This is a genomic window from Tropicimonas aquimaris, assembly GCF_042676185.1.
Lineage (GTDB): Bacteria > Pseudomonadota > Alphaproteobacteria > Rhodobacterales > Rhodobacteraceae > Tropicimonas > Tropicimonas aquimaris.
On the sequence record NZ_JBHTJT010000023.1, the window covers coordinates 18,222 to 39,377 of the forward strand.

Consider the following 21,156-nt stretch of genomic DNA (forward strand, 5'->3'; position numbering starts at 1 on the left):
AGGGCCGAGCCATGGTGAGACCTGCGACACCCCTGCTGAACCGGGTGACAAGCCCGGCGGACCTCAAGCACCTGACCGACGACGAACTGGAACGTCTGGCCTCCGAACTGCGCGCCGAGACGATCAGCGCGGTCAGCGAGACCGGCGGGCACCTTGGCGCGGGGCTCGGGGTGGTGGAACTGACCGTGGCGATCCACGCGGTGTTCGACACCCCGCGGGACAAGCTCATCTGGGACGTCTCGCACCAGTGCTACCCGCACAAGATCCTGACCGGCCGGCGCGACCGCATCCGCACCCTGCGCCAGAAGGACGGGCTCTCGGGCTTCACCAAGCGTTCCGAGTCGCCCTACGACCCGTTCGGTGCGGCCCACAGTTCGACCTCGATCTCGGCGGCCCTCGGCTTCGTCACCGCCCGCGACCTCGGGGGCACCACTCCCGAGGGCATCGGCGATGCCATCGCGGTGATCGGCGACGGCGCGATGAGCGCCGGCATGGCCTTCGAGGCGATGAACAACGCGGGCCATCTCGACAAGCGGATGATCGTCATCCTCAACGACAACGAGATGTCCATCGCCCCGCCGGTGGGCGCGATGTCCTCCTACCTGTCGCGGCTCTATGCCGGCGCCCCCTTCCAGGACCTCAAGGCCGCCGCCAAGGGCGCGCTGAGTTTCCTGCCCGAGCCCTTCTACGAAGGGGCCAAGCGCGCCAAGGACGTGTTCAAGCACATCACCATCGGCGGCACGCTGTTCGAGGAGCTGGGCTTCGAGTACATCGGGCCGATCGACGGGCATAACATGGACATGCTGCTCTCGGTACTGCGGACGGTGAAGGCGCGGGCTGACGGGCCGGTGCTGATCCACGCGATCACCCAGAAGGGCAAGGGCTATGCGCCGGCCGAGCGGGCCACCGACCGCGGCCACGGCGTGGCCAAGTTCGACGTGGTGACCGGGGCGCAGAAGAAAGCGCCGTCCAACGCGCCGAGCTATACCAAGGTGTTCGCCGAGGCGCTGCTGCAGCACGCCGCGGAGGACGACCGGATCACCGCGATCACCGCCGCCATGCCCGACGGGACGGGGCTGAACCTCTTTGCCGAACGCTATCCAAGCCGTTGTTTTGACGTGGGAATTGCCGAGCAGCACGCAGTGACCTTCGCCGCCGGGCAGGCCGCCGGCGGGATGAAACCGTTCTGCGCGCTCTACTCCACCTTCCTTCAGCGGGGCTATGACCAGGTGGTGCACGACGTGGCGATCCAGCGGTTGCCGGTGCGGTTCCCGATCGACCGCGCGGGGCTGGTGGGGGCTGACGGGGCGACCCATGCGGGCTCGTTCGACATCGCGTTCCTGGCCAACCTGCCGGGCTTCGTGGTGATGGCGGCGGCGGATGAAGCTGAATTAAAACATATGGTTGCGACCGCCGTGGCGCATGACGAAGGTCCGATCGCCTTCCGGTTCCCGCGTGGCGAGGGTGTCGGCGTGGAGATGCCGGAGCGCGGCGAGGTCCTGGAGATCGGCAAGGGCCGGATCATCCAGAAGGGCAAGCGCGTGGCGCTTCTCTCGTTCGGGACGCGCCTACAAGAGGCTGAAATCGCTGGAGAAAATCTGCAGAAACGGGGCATTACGCCGACCATCGCGGACGCCCGTTTCGCCAAGCCGCTGGACCGGGAGCTGATTCTTCAGCTCGCGCAGGACCACGAGGCGTTGATCACCCTGGAAGAGGGCGCGGTCGGCGGGTTTGGCTCCCATGTCGCGCAACTCCTTGCAGACGAAGGGATTTTCGACCACGGACTGAAGTTCCGGTCGATGGTCCTGCCCGACATCTTCATCGACCAGTCGAGCCCGCGGGACATGTATGCCGTGGCCGGGATGAACGCCGAGGACATCGAGGCCAAGGTGCTCGAGGTGCTGGGCGTGGCGCAGATCGGCGCGGCTCGGGCCTGAGGACCGGTCGTTTCGGACATTTCCGGGGGGAGAACGACCGGACTCGCGGTCGTTTCCCCTCCGCTTTTGGTCGATACGACCGGACTGGCGTACCCGCAGCCCCCGACCATCCCGAAATGACCGGAAGGTCGGTCGGAACGACCGGGGAAAACGACCGAAAACGGCGCGTGCCCGTCCAATCCGCTCCCTGTGCTGTCAACCGGCGGGCTCGACCTCGGGGAAGGACCAGCTTCCGTCGAGGATCTCGGCGCCCGGTCGATAGAGCCGGACGGTGTAGTTCCAGCCCTCCGTGATCGGCAGGCAGTTGACCCGCCCGTCATCGCAATCGCCGAGGTGGACGGTCATCGAGCCGTCCTCGTTGCGCGCGCCCATCACCAAGTTGATGTTGTAGGCGGCGAGCGGGTTTTTCTCGTAGTAGCCGTCGGCGTTGTAGAGGCTGACCGACCAGAAGGCGCCGACCGGGACGTCTGGGGGAACCTCGATCTTGTAGACGCCGACCGGCAGGCCGGGCTCGACGGTAAGATAGAAGGCCTGATCCTCCGGCAGCCCGCCCCACCCGAAGGCCGCGCCAAGCATGTGCCGGACCGGATCGACGGTGTCGCTGGGGCCAAATGTGAGGCGGCTGTCCGGGATGAAGCGGGCGAGCCCCTTGGCGGCCTCCAGCACGTCCTCGAAGCTCCGGTCGTCGTAGTCCGGTACGATGAACGGCCTGGCGGAGCCGGCGGCAATAGAGATCTGGTCCTGGATCGCGTGGACCTTGTCGAGATCCTCCGGATCGGAGGCATCGACCAGCGTGCGAATGATGACCAGGACGAAGGGCGTTTCGAAGATTTCGAGCGTCAGGGCGTGGTCGCCGCCGCCAAGGAAGACCTCGTTCATATAGTGGTCCTGGTTCACCACCTGGGCGGAGATGTAGCGATCTCCGGTGTCCGGCAGCGTCAGCGTGGCGCCTTCGCTGATGTCGATCACGGCCATCGAGTAAAGCGTGTCGCGGTTCATCCGGATGGTCGGTTGCTGTTCGATCAGGGTCGGCGTCCGGACATGGAACAGCTGGTTTACACCACCGCTGAGCGCGAGATACTTGCCGAACTCGATGTCGGTGGCGGCGCGCACGAAGTTGTCGACGGTCACAGGGATGTCGCGCGTGTCGAGAAAGGCGCGCAGCGCGTCTGAGGCGTCCTGCGCGACGGCGCCGCTGGAGCTCACCAGCCCGGCGCCCGCGGCCAATGCGGCGCTGAACAGAATCGATTTTCGCATGACTTCCTCCCTTGTCCGCCGGGCTTAGGGCGGCAGGGCGCCGAAGCCCGGGCCGCGCGGAGGATCGCACGGCGGCTCGCGGGCGGCCATGACCTGCGTCAAGGGCAGGCGGGGGTGTCAGCCGTCGAAGGCCTCGCGCAGCAGGGCCGCGAGCCCGGTGCGGTAATCGGGGAAGAGCAGGTCGACGCCGAGTTCGTTCTTGATGCGGTCGTTCCGGACCCGCTTGCTCTCGGCATAGAAGCTGCGGGCCATCGGGGTCAACTCGGCCTCGTCGAAGGCGACGGCGGGGGGCAGCGGCAGGCCGAGCAGCTCTGCGGCATGGGCGAGCACGTCCTGCGGCGGGGCGGGGTCGTCGTCGCAGAGGTTGTAGATCGCGCCGGGGTTGGGCCGGGCGATGGAGGCGGCGAGCACCTGGGCGATGTCCTCGACATGGATGCGGGAGAACACCTGGCCCTCCTTGATGATGCGGCGGGCGGTGCCGGCGCGGACCTTGGCGAAGGGGCCGCGGCCGGGGCCGTAGATGCCGGCGATGCGGAAGATGTGCAGCGGCAGGCCGGCCTCGGCGGCGAGCGCCTGCCAGGCGGCCTCGGCCTCGACCCGCATCTGACCGCGCCGGGTGGCGGGGGTGAGGGCCGTCGTCTCGTCGACCCAGCCGCCCTGGTGGTCGCCGTAGACGCCGGTGGTGGAGAGATAGCCGACCCAATCGGGCCGCGCGTCGCGCAGCGCCTCGGCGATGTGGGGCAGGAAGGGGTCGCCCTCGGCGCCGGGGGCGGCGGAGGCGAGCACATGGGTGGCCTGCGCCACGGCGGGGGCGAGATCGCTGCCCGGCCAGACCAGCGGCATAACGCCTTCTGCGCGAAGGGCCTCGGCCTTGTCTGGCGAGCGGGTGGTGCCGAGGACGGTCCAGCCTTGCGGCAACAGGCGGCGGGCGAGGGCACGGGCGGTGTAGCCGTGGCCCAGGGAGAGCAGCGTACGGGTCATGGGGAAGATATGTGCAAGATACGCGGAAAAGGAAAGCCGGAGAGTCTGGGCGGCGACGGTCGCCCGGGGGGCCGCCGTCGCCCAGCCTGGCGGACCGCTCCCGTCAGGCACTCGGACACCACCCGAAATTGCAGGGGCGCCCTGCTCCGCAACCGACGTCCTCACGGCCTCGGGGATGTGGGGGCTGAGTCGGCGGCGGAATAGGTATATTCTACATGCGTTAAATCTGGCAGGCAAGATCCGGGCGGCCTTGCGGGTCAGGTCCGGCCATTCTCCGCCAGCATGTCGAGGGTCGCGCCGCAGCGCTCGCCGCCGAAGAAGGCCTCCAGCACGGCATCGAAGGGCCGCGGGTCGGCGGCGACGGCGGCGAAGAGGGTGGCGCAGGATTGCACCTTGACCGCGTCGACATCGCCAAGGATGCGCTCCGGCGAGCGGCCGGCATGGGCCATGAGGCGCAGGACGCTTTCCTCAAGCCGGGGCCCGAGCACGGGGTGCGCGAGGTAGCGCCGGGCCTCCTCCGCGCCGGAGAGGCCGAAATAGGTGGCGCGGTGGCTGTGGCCGAGGCCGCGAAGCTGGGGATAGACGTACCAGATCCAGTGCCCCTGCTTCAGCCCGGCGTCGATCTCGGCCATCGCCTCGGCCCAGGCGCCGTGCTCGTCCTGCGCCTCCACGAAGCGCTCCAGGTCGGTTTCGTCGAACATATCGGCTCCGCTGTTGTTTGGATGTCATCCCGATAGGCGCATGATGGGCGCCCGAATGCCAGCCTCCAGAGGGTGTCTTGCATCGACGGGGAAACCGGGAAAGGGTGGCGCATGACGAGACCTTCATTGAAAAGCTGGGCCGACGCGGCCCCCCGCCTGATCGCCGTGGCCGTGGGCCGCGAGAGCGCCGACATGGTCATCCGCCAGGGTATCTGGGTGAACGTGCAGAGCCGGGAGCTGCTGCCGAACCACGATATCGCCATTGCCGACGGGCGGATTGCCTATGTCGGGCCGGATGCGGGCCATTGTATCGGCGACCGGACGCAGGTGATCGAGGCCGATGGGCGCTATATGCTGCCGGGTCTGTGCGACGGGCACATGCATATCGAGAGCGGGATGCTGACGCCGGCGGAGTTCGCCCGCGCGGTGATCCCGCACGGCACGACGACGATGTTCACCGACCCGCACGAGATCGCCAACGTGCTCGGGCTGGAGGGCGTGCGGCTGATGCATGACGAGGCGCTGCTGCAGCCGGTGAACATCTATACCCAGATGCCGAGTTGCGCGCCGTCGGCGCCGGGGCTGGAGACCACCGGGTTCGAGATCACGGCCGAGGACGTGGCGGAGGCGATGGCCTGGCCGGGGATCATCGGGCTGGGCGAGATGATGAACTTTCCCGGGGTGGTCGCGGGCGACCGCCAGATGCTGGCCGAGATGGCGGCGACGCAGGCGGCGGGCAAGACCGTGGGCGGGCATTACGCCTCGCCCGACCTCGGCCCGGCCTTCCATGCCTATGCCGCCGGCGGGCCGGCGGACGATCACGAGGGCACCAAGGAATCCGACGCCGTGGCGCGGGTGCGCCAGGGGATGCGGGCGATGCTGCGGCTGGGCTCGGCCTGGTACGACGTGGAAAGCCAGATCACCGCGGTGACGGAAAAGGGGCTCGACCCGAGGAACTTCATCCTGTGCACGGACGATTGCCACTCCGGCACGCTGGTCAACGAGGGCCACATGAACCGGGTGGTGCGGCACGCCATCGAGTGCGGCTGCGACCCGCTGGTGGCGCTGCAGATGGCGACGGTGAACACCGCGGCGCATTTCGGGCTGGAGCGGGAGCTGGGCTCGATCGCGCCGGGGCGGCGGGCGGACGTGATCCTGTCGTCGGACCTGCGGGCGCTGCCGATCGAGATGGTGATCGCGCGCGGCAAGGTGGTGGCCGAGGATGGCAAGATCCAGGTCGATTGCCCGCATATCGACTGGCCGGAGGCGGCGCGGGCCTCGGTGCGGCTCGGCAAGCCTCTGGCAGCGGAGGATTTCGAGATCGCGGCGCCGGAGGGGGCGAACCACGTGCGCGCCCGGGTGATCGGGGTGATCGAGAACCAGGCGCCGACCAAGGCGCTCTCTGCCGACCTGCCGGTCTCGGAGGGCCTGGTGGAGGCGACGGGCGAGATCTGCCAGATCGCGCTGGTCGAGCGGCACCGGGGCACCGGGGGCGTGACCAACGCCTTCGTGCAGGGTTTCGGCTACGAAGGGCCGATGGCGATGGCCTCGACCGTGGCGCATGACAGCCACCACATGATCGTCGTGGGCACCGACCGGGCGCAGATGGCGCTGGCGGCAAACCGGCTGGCAGAGGTCGGCGGCGGGGTGGTGCTCTTTGCCGATGGCGAGGAGAAGGCGCTGGTGGAGCTGCCGATCGCCGGGCTGATGTCGGACGACCTGGCCCAGAGTGTCGCGACGAAGGCCGAGGCCCTGGGCGAGGCGATGCGGGCGGCAGGCTGCACGCTGAACAATGCCTACATGCAGCATTCGCTGCTGGCGCTGGTGGTGATTCCGGAGCTGCGGATCTCGGACAAGGGTCTGGTGGATGTGACGCGGTTCGAGGTCGTGCCGGTCATCGAGGAGGTGCTGACATGAACAGGTATGGACGCGTGATCCCGGTGATGACCCCGGAGTTGCCGAAGGCGGAGATGTTCGACGACGCGGCGGCGGCGGTCGACCGGCTGATCGAGCTGTATGACCTTGCGACGCGTTTCCTTGCCGAGAAGTTCGGCGAGGTGATCCACAGCGGCCAGCCGGAGCACCGCTATCGGGCCTTCTACCCCGAGATCCGGCTGACGACGACGAGCTTTGCCCCCGTCGACTCGCGACTGGCCTTCGGCCATGTACCGGAGCCGGGCACCTATTCGACCACCGTCACCCGGCCGGACCTGTTCCGCGCCTACCTGACCCAACAGATCGGCCTGCTGATCGAGACCCACAAGGTGCCGGTGATGATCGGTGCCTCGGACACGCCGATCCCGGTGCATTTCGCGGTGCTGAACGATGCAAGCCTGACGGTGCCGCAGGAGGGCGCGATGCAGTTCCAGCTGCGGGACGTCTTCGACGTGCCGGATCTGTCGACGACCCACGACAGCATCGTGAACGGCTACGATTTCGTCTACGAGGACGGCGCGCGGGCGCTGGCGCCCTTCACCGCGCAGCGGGTAGATTACTCGCTCGCCCGGCTCAGCCATTACACGGCGACGGTGCCGGAGCATTTCCAGAACCACGTGCTGTTCACCAACTACCAGTTCTATGTCGAGGAGTTCGAGGCCTATGCCCGGGCGGCGCTGGCCGACCCGGAGAGCGGCTACGACGCCTTCGTCGGCCCCGGCAACGTGGTGATCACCGAGGCCGATGCGGAGATGCCGCCGCCGGCCAAGCTGCCGCAGATGCCGACCTATCACCTCAAGCGCGCGAACGGCGGCGGGATCACGCTGGTCAACATCGGCGTCGGCCCGTCGAACGCAAAGACCGCGACGGACCATATCGCCGTGCTGCGGCCGCATGTCTGGCTGATGGTCGGCCATTGCGCGGGGCTGAGGAACACGCAGGCGCTCGGGGATTTCGTTCTGGCCCACGCCTATCTGCGCGAGGACAAGGTGCTGGACGACGACCTGCCGGTCTGGGTGCCGATCCCGGCGCTCGCGGAGGTGCAGGTGGCGCTGGAGGACGCGGTCGAGGAGGTCACGCAGCTTGAGGGCTACGAGCTCAAGCGGATCATGCGAACTGGCACCGTGGCCACGGTCGACAACCGCAACTGGGAGCTGCGCGACCAGTCCGGGCCGGTGCAGCGGCTGAGCCAGTCGCGGGCTATCGCGCTCGACATGGAGAGCGCCACGATCGCGGCCAACGGATTCCGCTTCCGGGTGCCCTATGGCACGCTGCTGTGCGTCTCCGACAAGCCGCTGCATGGGGAGCTGAAGCTGCCTGGAATGGCCTCGGCCTTCTATAAAACACAGGTTGCACGCCACCTGCTGATCGGGATACGAGCCATGGAACTGCTTCGCGAGATGCCGCTGGAACGGCTGCATTCGCGGAAATTGCGGAGTTTCGAGGAAACAGCCTTCCTCTGACTTGGAGTAATCGTAACAAAACCCCTTGTTTTCTTGCGCTCGTGACCACAAAACGTTGTGAGCTGAGACAACATGGCGTAGAATCAGCCGAATAAGCCCCAACACAAAGGGCAACAACGAGGAGACCATACATGGCCACCAAACCGATGACCAAGACCCAGCTCGTCGCCGCGATCGCCGAGGCGATGGATGCCGACAAGAAAACCGCCACCTCCGCGCTGGACGCCGTGACCGGCATCATCACCAGCGAAGTCGCCAATGGCGGCGCGGTGACCCTGCCCGGCGTTGGCAAGATCTTCTGCCGCGAGCGTCCGGCCCGCCAGGTGCGCAACCCTGCCACCGGCGAGATGATCGACAAGGAAGCCGACAAGGTCGTCAAGATGACGATCGCGAAGGCGCTGAAGGATTCGGTAAACGGCTGATCCGTCGACCACTTCGCTGTTTGTGTGACAGGGTCGTCCCGCGGGGCGACCCTTTTTCATTGCGCGGATGGCGGCGGCCGGTGGGGGCCTGGTTCAGCGGGCCTAGTTCAGGACGACGACATATTTGACGATCCGGTTGTTGTCGCTGTCGGCGAAGTAATAGGTGCTGCCGCGGACGGCGACGCCTTCGGGGTCGTCGAGCAGGTTGGAGCCGAGACCGGGCGTTCCGGTGCCGATGACCCCGAGCAGGAGGTCGGCCGCGGGGTCGATCAGCAGCACGCGGTGCGCGTCCTGGTCGGCGACGACGAGCTGGCCGAAATCGTCGATGGCGAGGTAGCGCGGGCCGACGAAGCCGTAGTGCGGGGCGTCGAGCACCTGCAGCTGCTCCAGCTCGGTCGAGAAGCGGACGAGGCGGCGGTTGAAATTGTCGGCGACCCAGATCGAGCCGTCGGGCGCCTCTTCGACGTCATGCGCGCCGGGCATGCCGCCGGCCGCGGCCACGACCTCCTCGCCCTCGACGGCCATCAGCACGCCGGTGCCGGAAGCCATGACATAGAGCCGCCCGTTGGAATGGGCGAGCGCGCCCTCGGTGCGGGGGAAGGCGCCGAGCAGGCCCTGGCTCTCGGGCGTGCCGCTGCTCAGGTCGAAGATGGCGACCGCGCCGAGGCCGGTCACGGCGACATAGGCCCGCCCGTCGGGCCCGAAGGAGATGTCGTGCACGTTGGGCAGCATCCCGTCGCCGAAGGTCTCCAGCAGGTCCAGCGTCTCGGGGTCGAAAACGGCGATGCGGCTGCCGAACTTGTCGGCGACGTAGAGCCGCCCGTCGGGGCCGAAGGCGAGGTCGTGCGGGTCGTTCAGCACCGGCTCGCTGGCGCTGTCGAAGGTCGCGAAGGGGGCCGGGGCTTCCTGCGCGGCGGCGGGCACGGCGGCCAGCAGCGCAAGGCAGAGGCCCTTCACGAGGTGGCTGGACTGTGAGGTCATCGCGCGTCTCCCTGTCGCCCCAGCCTAGCCTGCGGTTGACGCCAAGCCTAGCCGCTGCTGCGCCGTCGGAGGATCAACCTTCGCATGAAGGGGGCGATGAGGAGTCCCGCAATGAGCGCCACGATGAAGGGCTGAACAAAAAGGGGACCCGCCAAAACAAGCATGAGCGCCATCAAGACGAACCCGATGCCCTTGAGGCTCAACGCCAGCCAACGCGGCGGTCGGAGCCGCGACAGCCGGTTCCCCAGGGCAGCGCCGGAAGTGATGTAGACTACCATCAGGTAGGGCGAGCCCGGATTGATAAACCAGAGATAGATCGGCATGGCAACGGCCGAGGCCCAGAGCGGTAACAACTGCGGAGGCTGGATCACCTCCTCGGTGTCTTCGCTGTTCAGTGCTTCGCGCCAGAAGGCGAACAAGGGTGCAAACATGACGGCAAACCAGAGAATGGAAACGATCGTGATCGGGAATTCCCACACGAGTTTCCTGGCATCGAGCACCAGGCGCTCGATGAGACCGGCCTCGTGCATCGTGAAACCGTAGGGGTTGCCGAGGCGGCGGGGATCGGTCTTGGGCCGCCCGTTCTCCTCGAGCATGACGGTCGAGGCGAAGGCCGTGAGATCGGGCGTGTACACCAACCCTTCATGCGCGTTGTAGCCGATGCAGGAGCGGGTGCCTTCCGACGTTCGGCATATCGTCTTCATGGAAAAGGAGATCGGCGACACGGCCAGAAGCCGGCCTTCCGCGTCGACGGCCACGATGGCACGCGGATCCGTAATGTAGAGGCCGTCACCACGAAGCACGCGGAACTTGACTACGCCGAAGCCGGGCAGTTCCACGGTTTCGCCCGACTGGTAGTAAGGCGAATGCGCGAGCGCGGGACCGGACCACGCGACCAGCAGGAGACAAAGGGCAAAGCGAATGAAAATCATGGAGTTGAAACCACCTGTCGGATGATCGGCGGCGAAATGGACGCGCCGTTGGCGACAGTTTGGGGGGCCGGGCTCGGGGGCGGCAAGCCCGGGAAGCCCCAGGTGGTCGCCCGGCCGGCCATGCCGTTGCGTCAGGCGGGCAACGGTGCGCAGCAGCTGGGCGCATTGACCCCGCGCGGTGGTTTCGACCGCGCGGGGTTTGGGTCATCCGGGGATCGCCCGGCGCCGGACATGCGGACCGGGGACGGCCGGCGGCGGACCGGGGTCAGACGGTGCCGCCGAGGGAATCCTCCAGCGCAACCAGCTCCTGCCCGCCGGCCATCAGGTCCTGCAACTCGTCGGGCGTGATCTGGCCCCGCTGGGCGGTGCCGAGGGTCTTGCCGCGGTTGAGCACGGTGAACCTGTCTCCCACCGCCAGCGCGTGGCGGACGTTGTGGGTGATGAAGACCACGGCGATGCCCTGCTTGCGCACCTTGTCGATGGTGGCCAGCACGTTCGCGGTCTGCCGCACGCCGAGCGCCGAGGTCGGCTCGTCGAGGATCAGGACCTTGGCGCCGAAATGCACCGCGCGGGCGATCGCCACGGTCTGCCGCTCGCCGCCCGAAAGGGTGCCGACGGCCTGGTCGGGGCCACGCAGGTTGATACCCATCTTGCGCATCTCCGACATGGTGACCTCGGCGGCCAGCGCGTGGTCGAAGAACTTCAGCGGCCCGACCTTCTTGAGCGGCTCGTTGCCCATGAAGAAGTTCCGGCTGACCGACATCAGCGGGATCATCGCGAGATCCTGGTAGACCGTGGCGATCCCGGCCTCGATGGCATCGCGCGGGTCGTCGAAGCGCATCGGTCGGCCTTCGAAGAGGATCTCCCCGGAGGTTGGCCGGTGCACGCCGGACATGGTCTTGATGAAGGTCGACTTGCCGGCGCCGTTGTCGCCCAGCAGGCAGTGGCATTCTCCGGGATAGATCTCGACCGAGACACCGGCGAGCGCGATCACCGAGCCGAAATGCTTCTCGATGTTCTTCATCTCGATGAGAGGCGCGTGTTCGGGATTCATCTCAACGTTCTCCGGTGATCATGCGGCGGATGTAGGTGTTCAGGATCACCGCGAAGAGCAGGATGATGCCGAGGAACACCCGGAACAGGGAGCTTTCGACCCCCGCGAAGAACAGGCCCTGCTGGACGACGCCGAAGATCAGCGCGCCGAGCGCCGCCCCGATCACCGAGCCGTAGCCGCCGGTGAGCAGCGCGCCGCCAATCACCACCGCGATGATCGCTTCGAATTCCTTGAGCAGGCCGCGGTCGGCGCCGGCGGAGCCGAATTCCATGACCTGGCAGGTGGCGAAGACGGTGGCGCAGAAGGCGGTGAACATGAACATCAGGATCTTTACCCGGTTCACCGGCACACCGACGTAGCGCGCGGCCTGCGCGTCGCCGCCGGAGGCGTAGATCCAGTTGCCGAAGCGGGTGCGGGTGAGCAGCACATGGCCGAAGACCACCAGCCCGAGCGCCCAGACGATCAGCATCGGGATGCCGTCGACCACCGGCTGGCCGGCGCGGGTGCCGCGCTCGAAGGTCTCGATCAGCCCGGCCTCTCCCAACCAGGAGAACAGCCCGGTCAGCACCTTGCCGCCGAACAGTGCGGCGAGCCAGTCGCCCTGCGCCGCGTCGGAGACGCCGCCGATGATCGTCTTCCGCTCGATGGTCTGTGGCAGGTAGATCGTGAAGCCGCGCAGGATGAACAGGAAGGCGAGGGTGACGATGAAGCTCGGCAGGCCGGTGCGCACGACGATGTAGCCGTTGAGCGCGCCGATCGCGATACAGAGTGCGAAGGTCACAAGGATCGCCATCCAGACCGGCCAGCCGAGGGTGACCGAGAAAATGGCGATAACCATGCCGGCAAAACCGATCATCGAGCCGACGGAGAGGTCGAACTCGCCGGCGATCATCAGCAGGCAGGCGCCGACGGCGATGATCATGAACTGGGCCGAGACCACGGACCAGTTCATGATGCCCTGGCTGTTGAACATGCCGCTGTCGTGGGCGAACAGCAGGAACAAGGTGAAGACGATGATGGTTCCGCAGATGCCGCCGAGTTCGGGGCGGATCAGGGCCTTGCGGAAGGTCGACATCTCTTTGACGCGCTCGTCATCCGTGACGGCAACGGTGGGTGTCTCCGACATCGATCGGATCCTCTGGAATGCGTGTGGGGGGTGCGTGAGCGGAGAACAAGGAGGCGCCGGTCTGGCGCCCCCTTGCCGGGAGGTCGTCAGCGATACTCGCCGGCGAATTTCTCGACCATCTCAAGCCCGTCGGCGGTCACGAAGCCGGGGCCGGAGTTGATGTTGTTGCCCGGCAGCACGCCGTAACGGTGGTAATTGGTCAGGATAACGACCGGCAGGTAGGCCTGCAGGAAGGGCTGCTGGTCGATACCCCACTGGATCACGCCGGCCTTGATTCCCTTCACGATCTCGTCGCCGAGGTCGAAGGTACCGAAGTAGATGTCGCCCGCCATGCCGTTCTCCTCGAGTGCGGCGATGGTCGGGTCGGCCGAGACCGGGCCGAGCGTAAGGATGCCGTCGGTCTCGGGGTTGGCCGAGAGGTAGGCCAGGACCTTGTTCTTGATCTCCGCCGGGTCGGTGCCGCTGTCGAGCATCGAATCCCCGAGGTCGACGCCGAGCCCATCGGCGAAGCCCCGGCAGCGCTCGCCCACGGTCGGCTGCTGGATCGCGTGATTGACGCAGAGGAACGAGGTCACTCCGTCGTCCTTGGCGCGCATGCCCGCTGCGAGGCCCGCGTCGTACTCGGGCTGGCCGACATACATCAGCGCTCCCACCTCGCGCGCCTGCTCGGGCGTGCCGGTGTTCATGATGATGACGTCGATGCCGGAATCGACCGCGGCCTTGACCGGACCTTGGAGCACGTCGAAATCGGCCAGCGTGGTGATGATGCCGTTCGGGCCGGCGGCGGCCGCCTGCTCGATGATCCGCGCCATGTCGGCAAGGTCGCCGGTCGGCGGGTTGCGGTACTCGACCTCCACGCCCATCTGCTCGCCCGCGAGCGCGATGCCGTTCTTGATCGTGTTCCACCAGCTGTCGCTGTCGGGGGCGTGGCTCACCAGCACGTATTTCTCCCCCTCGGCCGATGCCAGCGTTGCGCTCAGCACCGGTACGACGGCAAGGGCCGCGCCCATCAGCAGCGATGTCAGCTTGCGTTCCATGGTATCCTCCCAGATTTCCATTTCGTTCATTTTCGGAGCGGTCCTGTCTCGCTCCCGACCGACGATGACACGAATCGTATATTTTTGCAACCGGTTGCAATTCGGGTTCGACGAAATCATACTGACCCCGGTCCGCGTAGCGGATAGACACGGCGTGGATCGCAGGATGTCGGAGGACCGGAAGATGCCGGCTACGTTGAGGGATGTTGCTGAACGCGCGGGCGTATCCCGGTCCGCGGTGTCGCGCACCTTCACCGACGGGGCGTCGGTCTCGGCCAAGATGCGGCGCAAGGTCGAGAAGGCCGCCGCCGAGCTCGGCTACAGCCCCAACGCGCTGGCCAGCAGCCTGACCACCGGGCGGACCAAGCTGATCGGGCTGGTGTCGAACAACTTCCACAACCCGATCTTCCTGGAGGTGTTCGATCTGTTCACCCGCGGGCTGCAGGAACGCGGCCTGCGCCCGCTGCTGGTCAACCTCAGCAACGAGACCGAGCCCGACAGCTCGGTCCGGATGCTGCGGCAATATTCGGTGGACGGGGTCGTCGTGGCCTCCTCCACCCTGCCCCCGGCCTTCGCCATGGCGTTCCGCGACGCGGGCATCCCGGTGGTGCACAGTTTCGGGCGGCTGTCCGGCGCGCCGCAGGTGCATGTGGTGGGGATCGACAACGTGGAGGCGGGGCGGCTTGCGGCGCGGGAGCTGGTGGCGCGCGGCTACGGCCGCGTGGCGATGCTGGCCGGCCCGGAATCCGCGACCTCGACCCAGGACCGCCTCGCGGGCTTCCTTGAAGAGATAGCGCTGCACCCCGAGATCGCGGTGAGCCACAGCTTTGCCTCGGCCTATTCGTTCCGCGCCGGCCGCACCGAGATGCAGGCGCTGCTGGCGCAGGGTCCGGCCGAGGCCTATTTCTGCGGCGATGACGTGCTTTCCATCGGCGCGCTCAGCGCCGTCCGCGATGCCGGTTTGCGGGTGCCGGAGGACATCGGGCTGATCGGGCTCAACGACATGGAAATGGCGGGGTGGGAGAACATCGACCTGACCACGATCCGCCAGCCGATTCAGCAGATCATCCGCTCCTCGGTAGAGCTGGTGGTGGCGATGCTGGCGGAGCCGGACCGCTACCCGGAGGCGCGGCTGTTTCCCTGCACGGTGGTGGAGCGGGGCACGCTGCGACCCCGCCCCTGATCCCTTAACGGAACATCGGCGGACGCGCGTCCACCCAGGCGCCGCCCTGCCGGGCGGAGGCCACCGCGTTGTGCACCGCCGCCATGGAGCGCACCCCGTCGGCGGCGCTCGGCAGGCCGTCGCGGGTTTCGCCGCGGATCGCGTCGGCGAGGTCGCAGTAGATGTTGGCCACGGCCAGCGGGAAGCCCTCGGGGTGGGCAATCGCCACCCGGCTCAGGCGTTGCGCATCCGCGTGCAGCCCGCCCTCGCCCTTTTCGATGATCTGGGTGCGGCCGCCGACGGGCGTGTAGATCAGCTGGTTGGGCTGTTCGCTCGCCCAGCGCAGGCCGCCGGTTTCACCGAAGACCTGGATGTCGAACCCGTGCTGCCGGCCGATGGCGACCGAGGAGGTCCAGAGCCGCCCCACGGTGCCGCCCGACATGCGGAAGTTCACCATGGCGTCGTCTTCCAACTCGCGGCTGGCGATGGTCGAGGCGAAGTCGGCCGAGAGCTTTTCCACCTCGTCGTCGCAAATGAAGCTCGCCATGTGCAGCGCGTGGATGCCGCAATCGGCGAACTGGCCCGAGACGCCGGCCATCGCCGGATCATAGCGCCAGCGCACGCGCGGGTTGTCGGCATCGGTCGCGTCGCCGTGGTGGCCGTGGCTGAAGTTCGTCACCACCAGCCGCACCTTGCCGATCTCGCCGGCGCGGACCATGGCGCGGGCCTGCCGGACCATCGGGTAGGCCGAGTAGCAGTAGTTGACCGCGCAGATCTTGCCGGAGGCCTGCGCCACCTTCACGATCTCCTCGCCTTCCTCGACCGTCATGGTCATGGGTTTTTCGCAGAGCACGTTGAACCCGGCCTCGAGGAACGCCCTGGTGATCTCGAAATGCGTCGAGTTGGGCGTGGCGACCGTCACGAGGTCGATCCGGTCGTCGCGGCCGGTCTCGCCGGCCAGCATCTCTTTCCAGTCGCCATAGGCACGGTCGGCGGCAATGCCGAGCCGCTGCGCGTAGTCGCGCCCCGCCTCGGGACGGTGATCCAGCGCGCCGGCAGCAAACTCGAAATGCCCGTCGGCCAGAGCGCCGAGACGGTGCGCGGGCCCGATCTGGCTGCCTTCGCCGCCACCGATCATGCCCCATTTCAACTTGGTCATCTGTCCGTTCCTTACTTGAAACCGATGGATTCGAGGTATTCGCGGTTGGCCCGCGCGTCGTCGATCGGGCTGACGTCGAGCGTCGGGTCGCAATCCTGCTCGACCGTGCACCAGCCTTCGAAACCCGCGTCCAGCAGCACCTGGCGCACCGCCGGGAAATCGACGTCGCCCTGGCCGAGGTTGCAGAAGATCCCCTGCCCGCAGGCGTCGTAGAAGCCGGTGCGCCTGTCGATGACCTCGGCCTTCACTTTGGGGTCGATGTCCTTGAAGTGCATGTAGGAGATCCGGCCAATGTGCTTCTTCATGAAGGCAACCGGGTCGAAGCCCGCGTAGGAATGGTGGCCGGTGTCGAAGCAGATCTTGAGGATCGTCTCGTCGATCTCGTCCAGAAGGCGCTCAAGCTCCGGTTCGAAATCCATGAAGCCGGCCGCGTGGGCGTGGATGCCCACGGTCAGCCCGTATTCCTCGGTGCCGATCCGGGCGCTTTCGGCGAGACGGTCGCGGAAGGCGGTCCATTCGGCCTTGTCCATCTGCTCGGCCTCGGAGGCGCGACCGGCGGTGGGGGCGCGGCGGGGCGAGATGGAATCGATCAGCACCAAGTGCTGCGCGCCATGCGCCCGGAGCGCCCGCGCGGTGCGATGGGTGGCGTTCAGCACGTCGTCCCAGGCATCTGGGTCGTGGTAGGGGCGAAAGACCACGCCGCCGATCAGCTCCAGCCCGTTGTCGGCCAGCGCCGCGCCGAGGATCGCCGGATCCTCGGGCATGAAGCCCACGGGGCCGAGCTCGATGCCCTTGTAACCGGCCTCGGCGCAGTCCTTCAGCACGCTCTGCCAGGTCGGATTGCGCGGATCATCGGCAAATTCCACACCCCAGGAACAGGGCGCGTTTCCAATGCGGATTGTCATGTTGTCGAGCCTTTCAACTCTGGTCTGAAGGGAGGTCGCGCCACGTCCGGTTCCGTGCGGAGGCGATCGCGGCATGGACGATCCGGACGACCTCGAGGCCGTCGCGGAAGGTGGGCCAGACGGGGTCCCCCGTCTCGATGGCGCGCAGGAAGTCCCGGGCCTCGATGATGATCTGGTCCTGGTAGCCGGTGCCGTGGCCCGGCCCCTGGCAGAACGGCAGGTAATCGGGATGCGCCGGGCCGGTCAGGATCTTGCGGAAGCCGCGCTCGGCCTCCGGCCCCTCGGCCCGGTAGAGCCAGAGCGCGTTCTGGTCCTCCTGGTCGAAGCGCAGCGCGCCGCGCGTGCCCGTCACCTCGTAGGTATAGCCCATCTTGCGCCCGGTCTGGATGCGGCTGAAATGCATATGGCCCATGGCGCCGCTGGCAAAACGGCACATCAGCTGCGCCTGGTCGTCGTTGGTGACCTTGCCGCCGGGGCGGTCGGTGTGGACCGTCTCGACCTCGGCGATCAGCGAGGCGACAGGCCCCATGAGCGCAAGCGCGGCGTTGATCATGTGCGGGGCAAGGTCGCCCATTGTGCCGTTGGCCATGCCGTCGGTCCGCCAGGTCGCCGGTGCCTGCGGGTCGGCGTAGAAATCCTCGGTATGCTCGCCGCGGAACCAGGTGATCTCGCCCAGCTCGCCGTCGGCGATCAGCTTGCGGGCGTACTGGCTGGCGGGCGTTCGGATGTAGTTGTAGCCGACCATGTTGACCTGCCCGCTGGCCTCGGCGGCCGCGACCATCGCCTCGGCATCCTCCAGCGATGCGCCCATCGGCTTTTCGCAGAACACCGGCTTGCCGAGGGCAAAGGCCGTCTCGGCGATCTGGCGGTGCAGGGCCTGCGGCGTGGCGATCACGATCGCCTCGATCGCCGGATCCTCGACCAGCACGCGCCAGTCGGCGGTGGCGCGGGCGAAACCGAAGGCCCGGGCATAGCGCTCGGCCGAGGCCTGGCTGCTGGCGCAGATCATCTCGAGCCGGGGCCGCAGGCCGGTGTCGAACACCGCGCCCACGGCGGCCATGGCGACGGAATGGGCCTTGCCCATGTAGCCCCCGCCCAGGATTCCGATTCCGATTTGTCGCATGATCGAGCCTGCTCCTCCCTCAGATTCAATTTGCAACCGGTTGCAAAATTGTTATCCTCGGAATCAGGATCGTGCAAGCGGCAATCGGAGGAGAGGGCCGCGATGACCACCCGGGAGATAGCAACGCATGAGCGACGAGACATATCGGCTGACAACGGCGCAGGCCATTGTCCGCTGGCTGGCGAACCAGTTCATCGAGATCGACGGAACCGAGTACCGGCTGTGCGGCGGCGGCTTCGGGATTTTTGGCCATGGCAACGTGACCTGCCTTGGCGAGGCGCTCTACGCGCATCGCGACGCGCTGCCGCTCTATCGCGGGCAGAACGAGCAGAGCATGGGATTCGCCGCCGCCGCCTATGCCAAGACCTGGCTGCGCCAGCGGTTCATGTTCTGCACTGCCTCGGCGGGTCCGGGCACCTCGAACCTGGTGACCTCCGCTGCGCTGGCCCATGCCAACCGCCTGCCGATGCTGATGCTCTGCGGCGACACCTATGCCACCCGCCTGCCTGACCCGGTACTGCAGCAGATGGAGAATTTCGGTGACCCGACGCTGGGCGTGAACGACGCGTTCCGACCGGTCAGCCGCTACTGGGACCGGATCACCCACCCCGCGCAGGTGATCCAGTCGCTGCCCGCCGCCATCGCCACGCTGCTCGACCCCGCCGATTGCGGCCCGGCCTTCATCGGCCTGCCGCAGGACGTGCAGGGCTGGAGCCACGACTACCCCGCCGTCTTCTTCGAGAAGAAGGTGCACCGCATCCGCCGCGTCAGCCCCGACGCCGAGGAGATCGCGGATGCTGCCGCGCTGCTGAAATCCGCCGCGCGGCCGATGATCATCGCCGGCGGCGGCGTGCAGTATTCGCGTGCCGTGGCGGACCTGACCGCCTTTGCCGAGGCGCATGACATCCCGGTGGTCGAGACCATCGCCGGCCGCGCCAACATGGTGGCGACCCACCCACTCAACATCGGCCCCATCGGCGTGACCGGCTCCGACAGCGCCAACGCCATTGCCGAGCAGGCGGACGTGATCCTTGCCGTGGGCACGCGGCTTCAGGATTTCACCACCGGCTCCTGGACGGCCTTTGCCAGGGACGCGCGGATCGTCTCGATCAACGCCGCCCGCCACGACGCCGGCAAGCACCGGGCGCTTCCGGTGGTCGGCGATGCGAAACGGGCGCTGGAGGCGCTCGGCGCGGCGATGGCGGGGTATCGCGCCCCGGAGAGCTGGACCGAGCTGGCGCGGCGCGAGCGCGCCTGCTGGGACGCCTACGTGGCCGAGAACGTGTCGCACGGCAACAAGCCAAATTCCTACGCCCAGGCGATCGGCACGGTAAACGCGCTCTGCGATCCGCGCGACCGGATCGTGACCGCCTCGGGCGGGTTGCCGGCCGAGATCACCGCCAACTGGCGGACACTCGACACCGGCACCGTCGACGTGGAGTTCGGCTTTTCCTGCATGGGCTACGAGGTGGCCGGCGGCTGGGGCGCGCGGATCGCGCAATCCGAGCGCGAGCCGGACAAGGACACCATCGTGTTTGTTGGTGACGGCGCCTACATGCTGATGAATTCCGACATCTATTCCTCGGTCCTGACCCGAAAGAAGATGATCGTGCTGCTGCTCGACAACGGCGGCTGGGCGGTGATCAACAAGCTGCAGAACAACGTCGGGTCGGAGAGCTTCAACTGCCTCTACGAGGACGCCCCGACGATCCCCGAGCCTTTCGACGTCGATTTCGAGGCCCATGCTGCTGCAATGGGCGCGACGGCCGAGACGGTGGAGAATGCCGAGGAACTGGGCGAGGCGTTCAAGCGGGCCAAGGCCTCGGACAAGACCTACGTGATCTGCATGAAGGTCGCGGCCTATGGCGCCTGGACCGACAAGGGCCACACCTGGTGGGAATGCGGCACGCCTGAGGTCAGCGAGAGCGAAAAGGTCCGCGCGGCCCACGCGGAGTGGGAATCGGCCCGCCCCCGGCAGAGGCAGGGCGTGTGATGAGCAGCCTGATGGACGGCATCCGCAAGAACAGCTTCGTGGTCTTCGGCCGCGCCGGCATGGACATGTTCGCCGACCCGCCGGGCACCAAGGCCGAGCACGCGGAGAGCTTCCGCTCGGATCTCGGCGGCTCCTCGGCCAACATCTGCGCCGGGCTGTGCAAGCTGGGCGCGCGCTCGGCGCTGGTGACCTCGATCTCGGACGACGCGGTGGGCCGGTTCTGCCGCAACCGGCTGGCGCATTACGGGGTGGAGACGCAGTATCTTCGCTCGCTGCCGGGCGAGGCGCGGATCTCGCTGGCGGTCTACGAGAGCACGATGGAGGATTTCCAGCTGGTGATCTATCGCAACAACGCGGTGGATTTCCAGGTGACCGAGGCCGATGTGGACCGGGTGGATTACGGCGATTTCGGCGCGCTGATCACCGCCGGCACCGTCTTTGCTGCCGAGCCGTCGCGCGGCTCCACGTTCCGCGCCTTCGAAAACGCACGCAAGGCCGGCCTGCCGGTGATCTTCGACATCGACTACCGGCCCTATTCCTGGCCTTCGCCGGAGGTGGCTGCCGAGGTGCTGTCCCGCGCCGGCGAGGAGAGCGACCTGATCGTCGGCAACGACGAGGAGTTCGGCTTCATGGCCGGCGGCATCGACAAGGGGCTGGACAAGGCGCGCGAGCTGGCCTCCCGGCCCGGCCGCATCGTGATCTACAAGATGGGCCACGAGGGCGCGGTGACGCTCGCCGACGGCCAGGAGATCCGCACCGGCATCTACCCCGTCACCGCCGTGAAGCCCAACGGCGCCGGCGACAGTTTCATGGCCGGCCTTCTGGCGGGGCTGGCCGAGGGGCGCGACCTGCGCGACGCGGTGCTCCGCGGCTCGGCCTGCGCCTCGATCGTCGTTTCGCAGCCCGGCTGCGCCCCCGCCATGCCGACGACGGAGGCGCTGGAGCGTTTCCTCGCCAGCCACCCCGGCCCGACCCCGGTCTAACAAGA

18 protein-coding genes are annotated in these 21,156 nt (G+C 67.4%); 7 read left to right on the forward strand and 11 right to left on the reverse strand.

All coding sequences use genetic code 11. The features are described 5' to 3' along the window. The first annotated feature begins 11 nt into the window (after window positions 1-11). Entirely contained in the window at window positions 12-1,937 is a 1,926-nt protein-coding gene (gene dxs / locus ACFQ2S_RS13025; protein WP_386075058.1) for a 1-deoxy-D-xylulose-5-phosphate synthase, read from the forward strand. Window positions 1,938-2,132: 195 nt separating this feature from the next. On the opposite strand, the gene ACFQ2S_RS13030 is transcribed toward dxs, so the two are convergent. The 3 genes from ACFQ2S_RS13030 to ACFQ2S_RS13040 all read right to left on the reverse strand — a co-directional run bounded on the left by ACFQ2S_RS13030 (window position 2,133) and on the right by ACFQ2S_RS13040 (window position 4,876). Then, window positions 2,133-3,194 (reverse strand): DUF1254 domain-containing protein, encoded by a 1,062-nt coding sequence (locus ACFQ2S_RS13030; protein WP_386075060.1) that lies wholly within the window; start codon window positions 3,192-3,194, stop codon window positions 2,133-2,135. A gap of 117 nt (window positions 3,195-3,311) precedes the next feature. Continuing rightward, the gene (locus tag ACFQ2S_RS13035) at window positions 3,312-4,175 is read right to left on the reverse strand and encodes an SDR family oxidoreductase (RefSeq protein ID WP_386075062.1); all 864 of its coding nucleotides are present in this window, start codon (window positions 4,173-4,175) and stop codon (window positions 3,312-3,314) included. Window positions 4,176-4,432: 257 nt separating this feature from the next. Beyond that, window positions 4,433-4,876, reverse strand: a complete 444-nt coding sequence (locus ACFQ2S_RS13040; protein ID WP_386075064.1) for a DUF1810 domain-containing protein — start codon at window positions 4,874-4,876, stop codon at window positions 4,433-4,435. Window positions 4,877-4,987: 111 nt separating this feature from the next. Here ACFQ2S_RS13040 and ade point away from each other — a divergent pair, with 111 nt between their 5' ends. The 3 genes from ade to ACFQ2S_RS13055 all read left to right on the forward strand — a co-directional run bounded on the left by ade (window position 4,988) and on the right by ACFQ2S_RS13055 (window position 8,696). Next, window positions 4,988-6,793 (forward strand): adenine deaminase, encoded by a 1,806-nt coding sequence (gene ade, locus ACFQ2S_RS13045; protein ID WP_386075066.1) that lies wholly within the window; start codon window positions 4,988-4,990, stop codon window positions 6,791-6,793. Beyond that, a complete protein-coding gene (locus tag ACFQ2S_RS13050) occupies window positions 6,790-8,274 on the forward strand; it encodes an AMP nucleosidase (RefSeq protein WP_386075068.1) in 1,485 nt (494 codons plus the stop codon). The genes ade and ACFQ2S_RS13050 overlap by 4 nt, the downstream gene beginning before the upstream one ends. 131 nt (window positions 8,275-8,405) lie before the next feature. Then, entirely contained in the window at window positions 8,406-8,696 is a 291-nt protein-coding gene (locus tag ACFQ2S_RS13055; RefSeq protein WP_089233669.1) for an HU family DNA-binding protein, read from the forward strand. 102 nt (window positions 8,697-8,798) lie between these two features. Here ACFQ2S_RS13055 and ACFQ2S_RS13060 read toward each other — a convergent pair whose 3' ends face one another. The 5 genes from ACFQ2S_RS13060 to ACFQ2S_RS13080 all read right to left on the reverse strand — a co-directional run bounded on the left by ACFQ2S_RS13060 (window position 8,799) and on the right by ACFQ2S_RS13080 (window position 13,814). Beyond that, window positions 8,799-9,677: a Vgb family protein gene (locus tag ACFQ2S_RS13060; protein WP_386075070.1), complete on the reverse strand. Its 879-nt coding sequence runs from the start codon at window positions 9,675-9,677 to the stop codon at window positions 8,799-8,801. Window positions 9,678-9,724: 47 nt separating this feature from the next. Next, window positions 9,725-10,609, reverse strand: coding sequence for a hypothetical protein (locus ACFQ2S_RS13065; protein WP_386075072.1), 885 nt, complete (start codon window positions 10,607-10,609; stop codon window positions 9,725-9,727). Window positions 10,610-10,874: 265 nt separating this feature from the next. Beyond that, on the reverse strand, window positions 10,875-11,663 hold the full coding sequence (locus tag ACFQ2S_RS13070; RefSeq protein ID WP_089233666.1) for an ATP-binding cassette domain-containing protein: 789 nt from the start codon (window positions 11,661-11,663) through the stop codon (window positions 10,875-10,877). A 1-nt stretch (window position 11,664) separates the two neighbouring features. Continuing rightward, window positions 11,665-12,789, reverse strand: a complete 1,125-nt coding sequence (locus tag ACFQ2S_RS13075) for an ABC transporter permease (protein ID WP_386075074.1) — start codon at window positions 12,787-12,789, stop codon at window positions 11,665-11,667. 86 nt (window positions 12,790-12,875) lie between these two features. Next, entirely contained in the window at window positions 12,876-13,814 is a 939-nt protein-coding gene (locus ACFQ2S_RS13080; protein WP_386075132.1) for a sugar ABC transporter substrate-binding protein, read from the reverse strand. A gap of 196 nt (window positions 13,815-14,010) precedes the next feature. Between ACFQ2S_RS13080 and ACFQ2S_RS13085 the strand changes: the two genes are divergently transcribed. Beyond that, entirely contained in the window at window positions 14,011-15,009 is a 999-nt protein-coding gene (locus ACFQ2S_RS13085) for a LacI family DNA-binding transcriptional regulator (protein ID WP_386075076.1), read from the forward strand. A gap of 4 nt (window positions 15,010-15,013) precedes the next feature. On the opposite strand, the gene ACFQ2S_RS13090 is transcribed toward ACFQ2S_RS13085, so the two are convergent. Genes ACFQ2S_RS13090 through ACFQ2S_RS13100 form a run of 3 tightly spaced genes read right to left on the reverse strand, consistent with a single transcriptional unit; the run spans window position 15,014 to window position 18,175 of the window. Next, on the reverse strand, window positions 15,014-16,147 hold the full coding sequence (locus ACFQ2S_RS13090; RefSeq protein WP_386075078.1) for a Gfo/Idh/MocA family protein: 1,134 nt from the start codon (window positions 16,145-16,147) through the stop codon (window positions 15,014-15,016). A gap of 11 nt (window positions 16,148-16,158) precedes the next feature. Then, the gene (locus ACFQ2S_RS13095; protein ID WP_386075080.1) at window positions 16,159-17,052 is read right to left on the reverse strand and encodes a sugar phosphate isomerase/epimerase family protein; all 894 of its coding nucleotides are present in this window, start codon (window positions 17,050-17,052) and stop codon (window positions 16,159-16,161) included. Window positions 17,053-17,065: 13 nt separating this feature from the next. Next, window positions 17,066-18,175, reverse strand: a complete 1,110-nt coding sequence (locus ACFQ2S_RS13100) for a Gfo/Idh/MocA family protein (protein WP_386075082.1) — start codon at window positions 18,173-18,175, stop codon at window positions 17,066-17,068. A 127-nt stretch (window positions 18,176-18,302) separates the two neighbouring features. Between ACFQ2S_RS13100 and iolD the strand changes: the two genes are divergently transcribed. Beyond that, window positions 18,303-20,168 (forward strand): 3D-(3,5/4)-trihydroxycyclohexane-1,2-dione acylhydrolase (decyclizing), encoded by a 1,866-nt coding sequence (iolD, locus tag ACFQ2S_RS13105; RefSeq protein ID WP_386075084.1) that lies wholly within the window; start codon window positions 18,303-18,305, stop codon window positions 20,166-20,168. Continuing rightward, complete coding sequence (gene iolC, locus ACFQ2S_RS13110) at window positions 20,168-21,151, forward strand: 5-dehydro-2-deoxygluconokinase (protein WP_386075085.1); 984 nt, start codon at window positions 20,168-20,170, stop codon at window positions 21,149-21,151. Before iolD ends, iolC begins: the two co-directional genes overlap by 1 nt. Window positions 21,152-21,156: the final 5 nt, after the last annotated feature.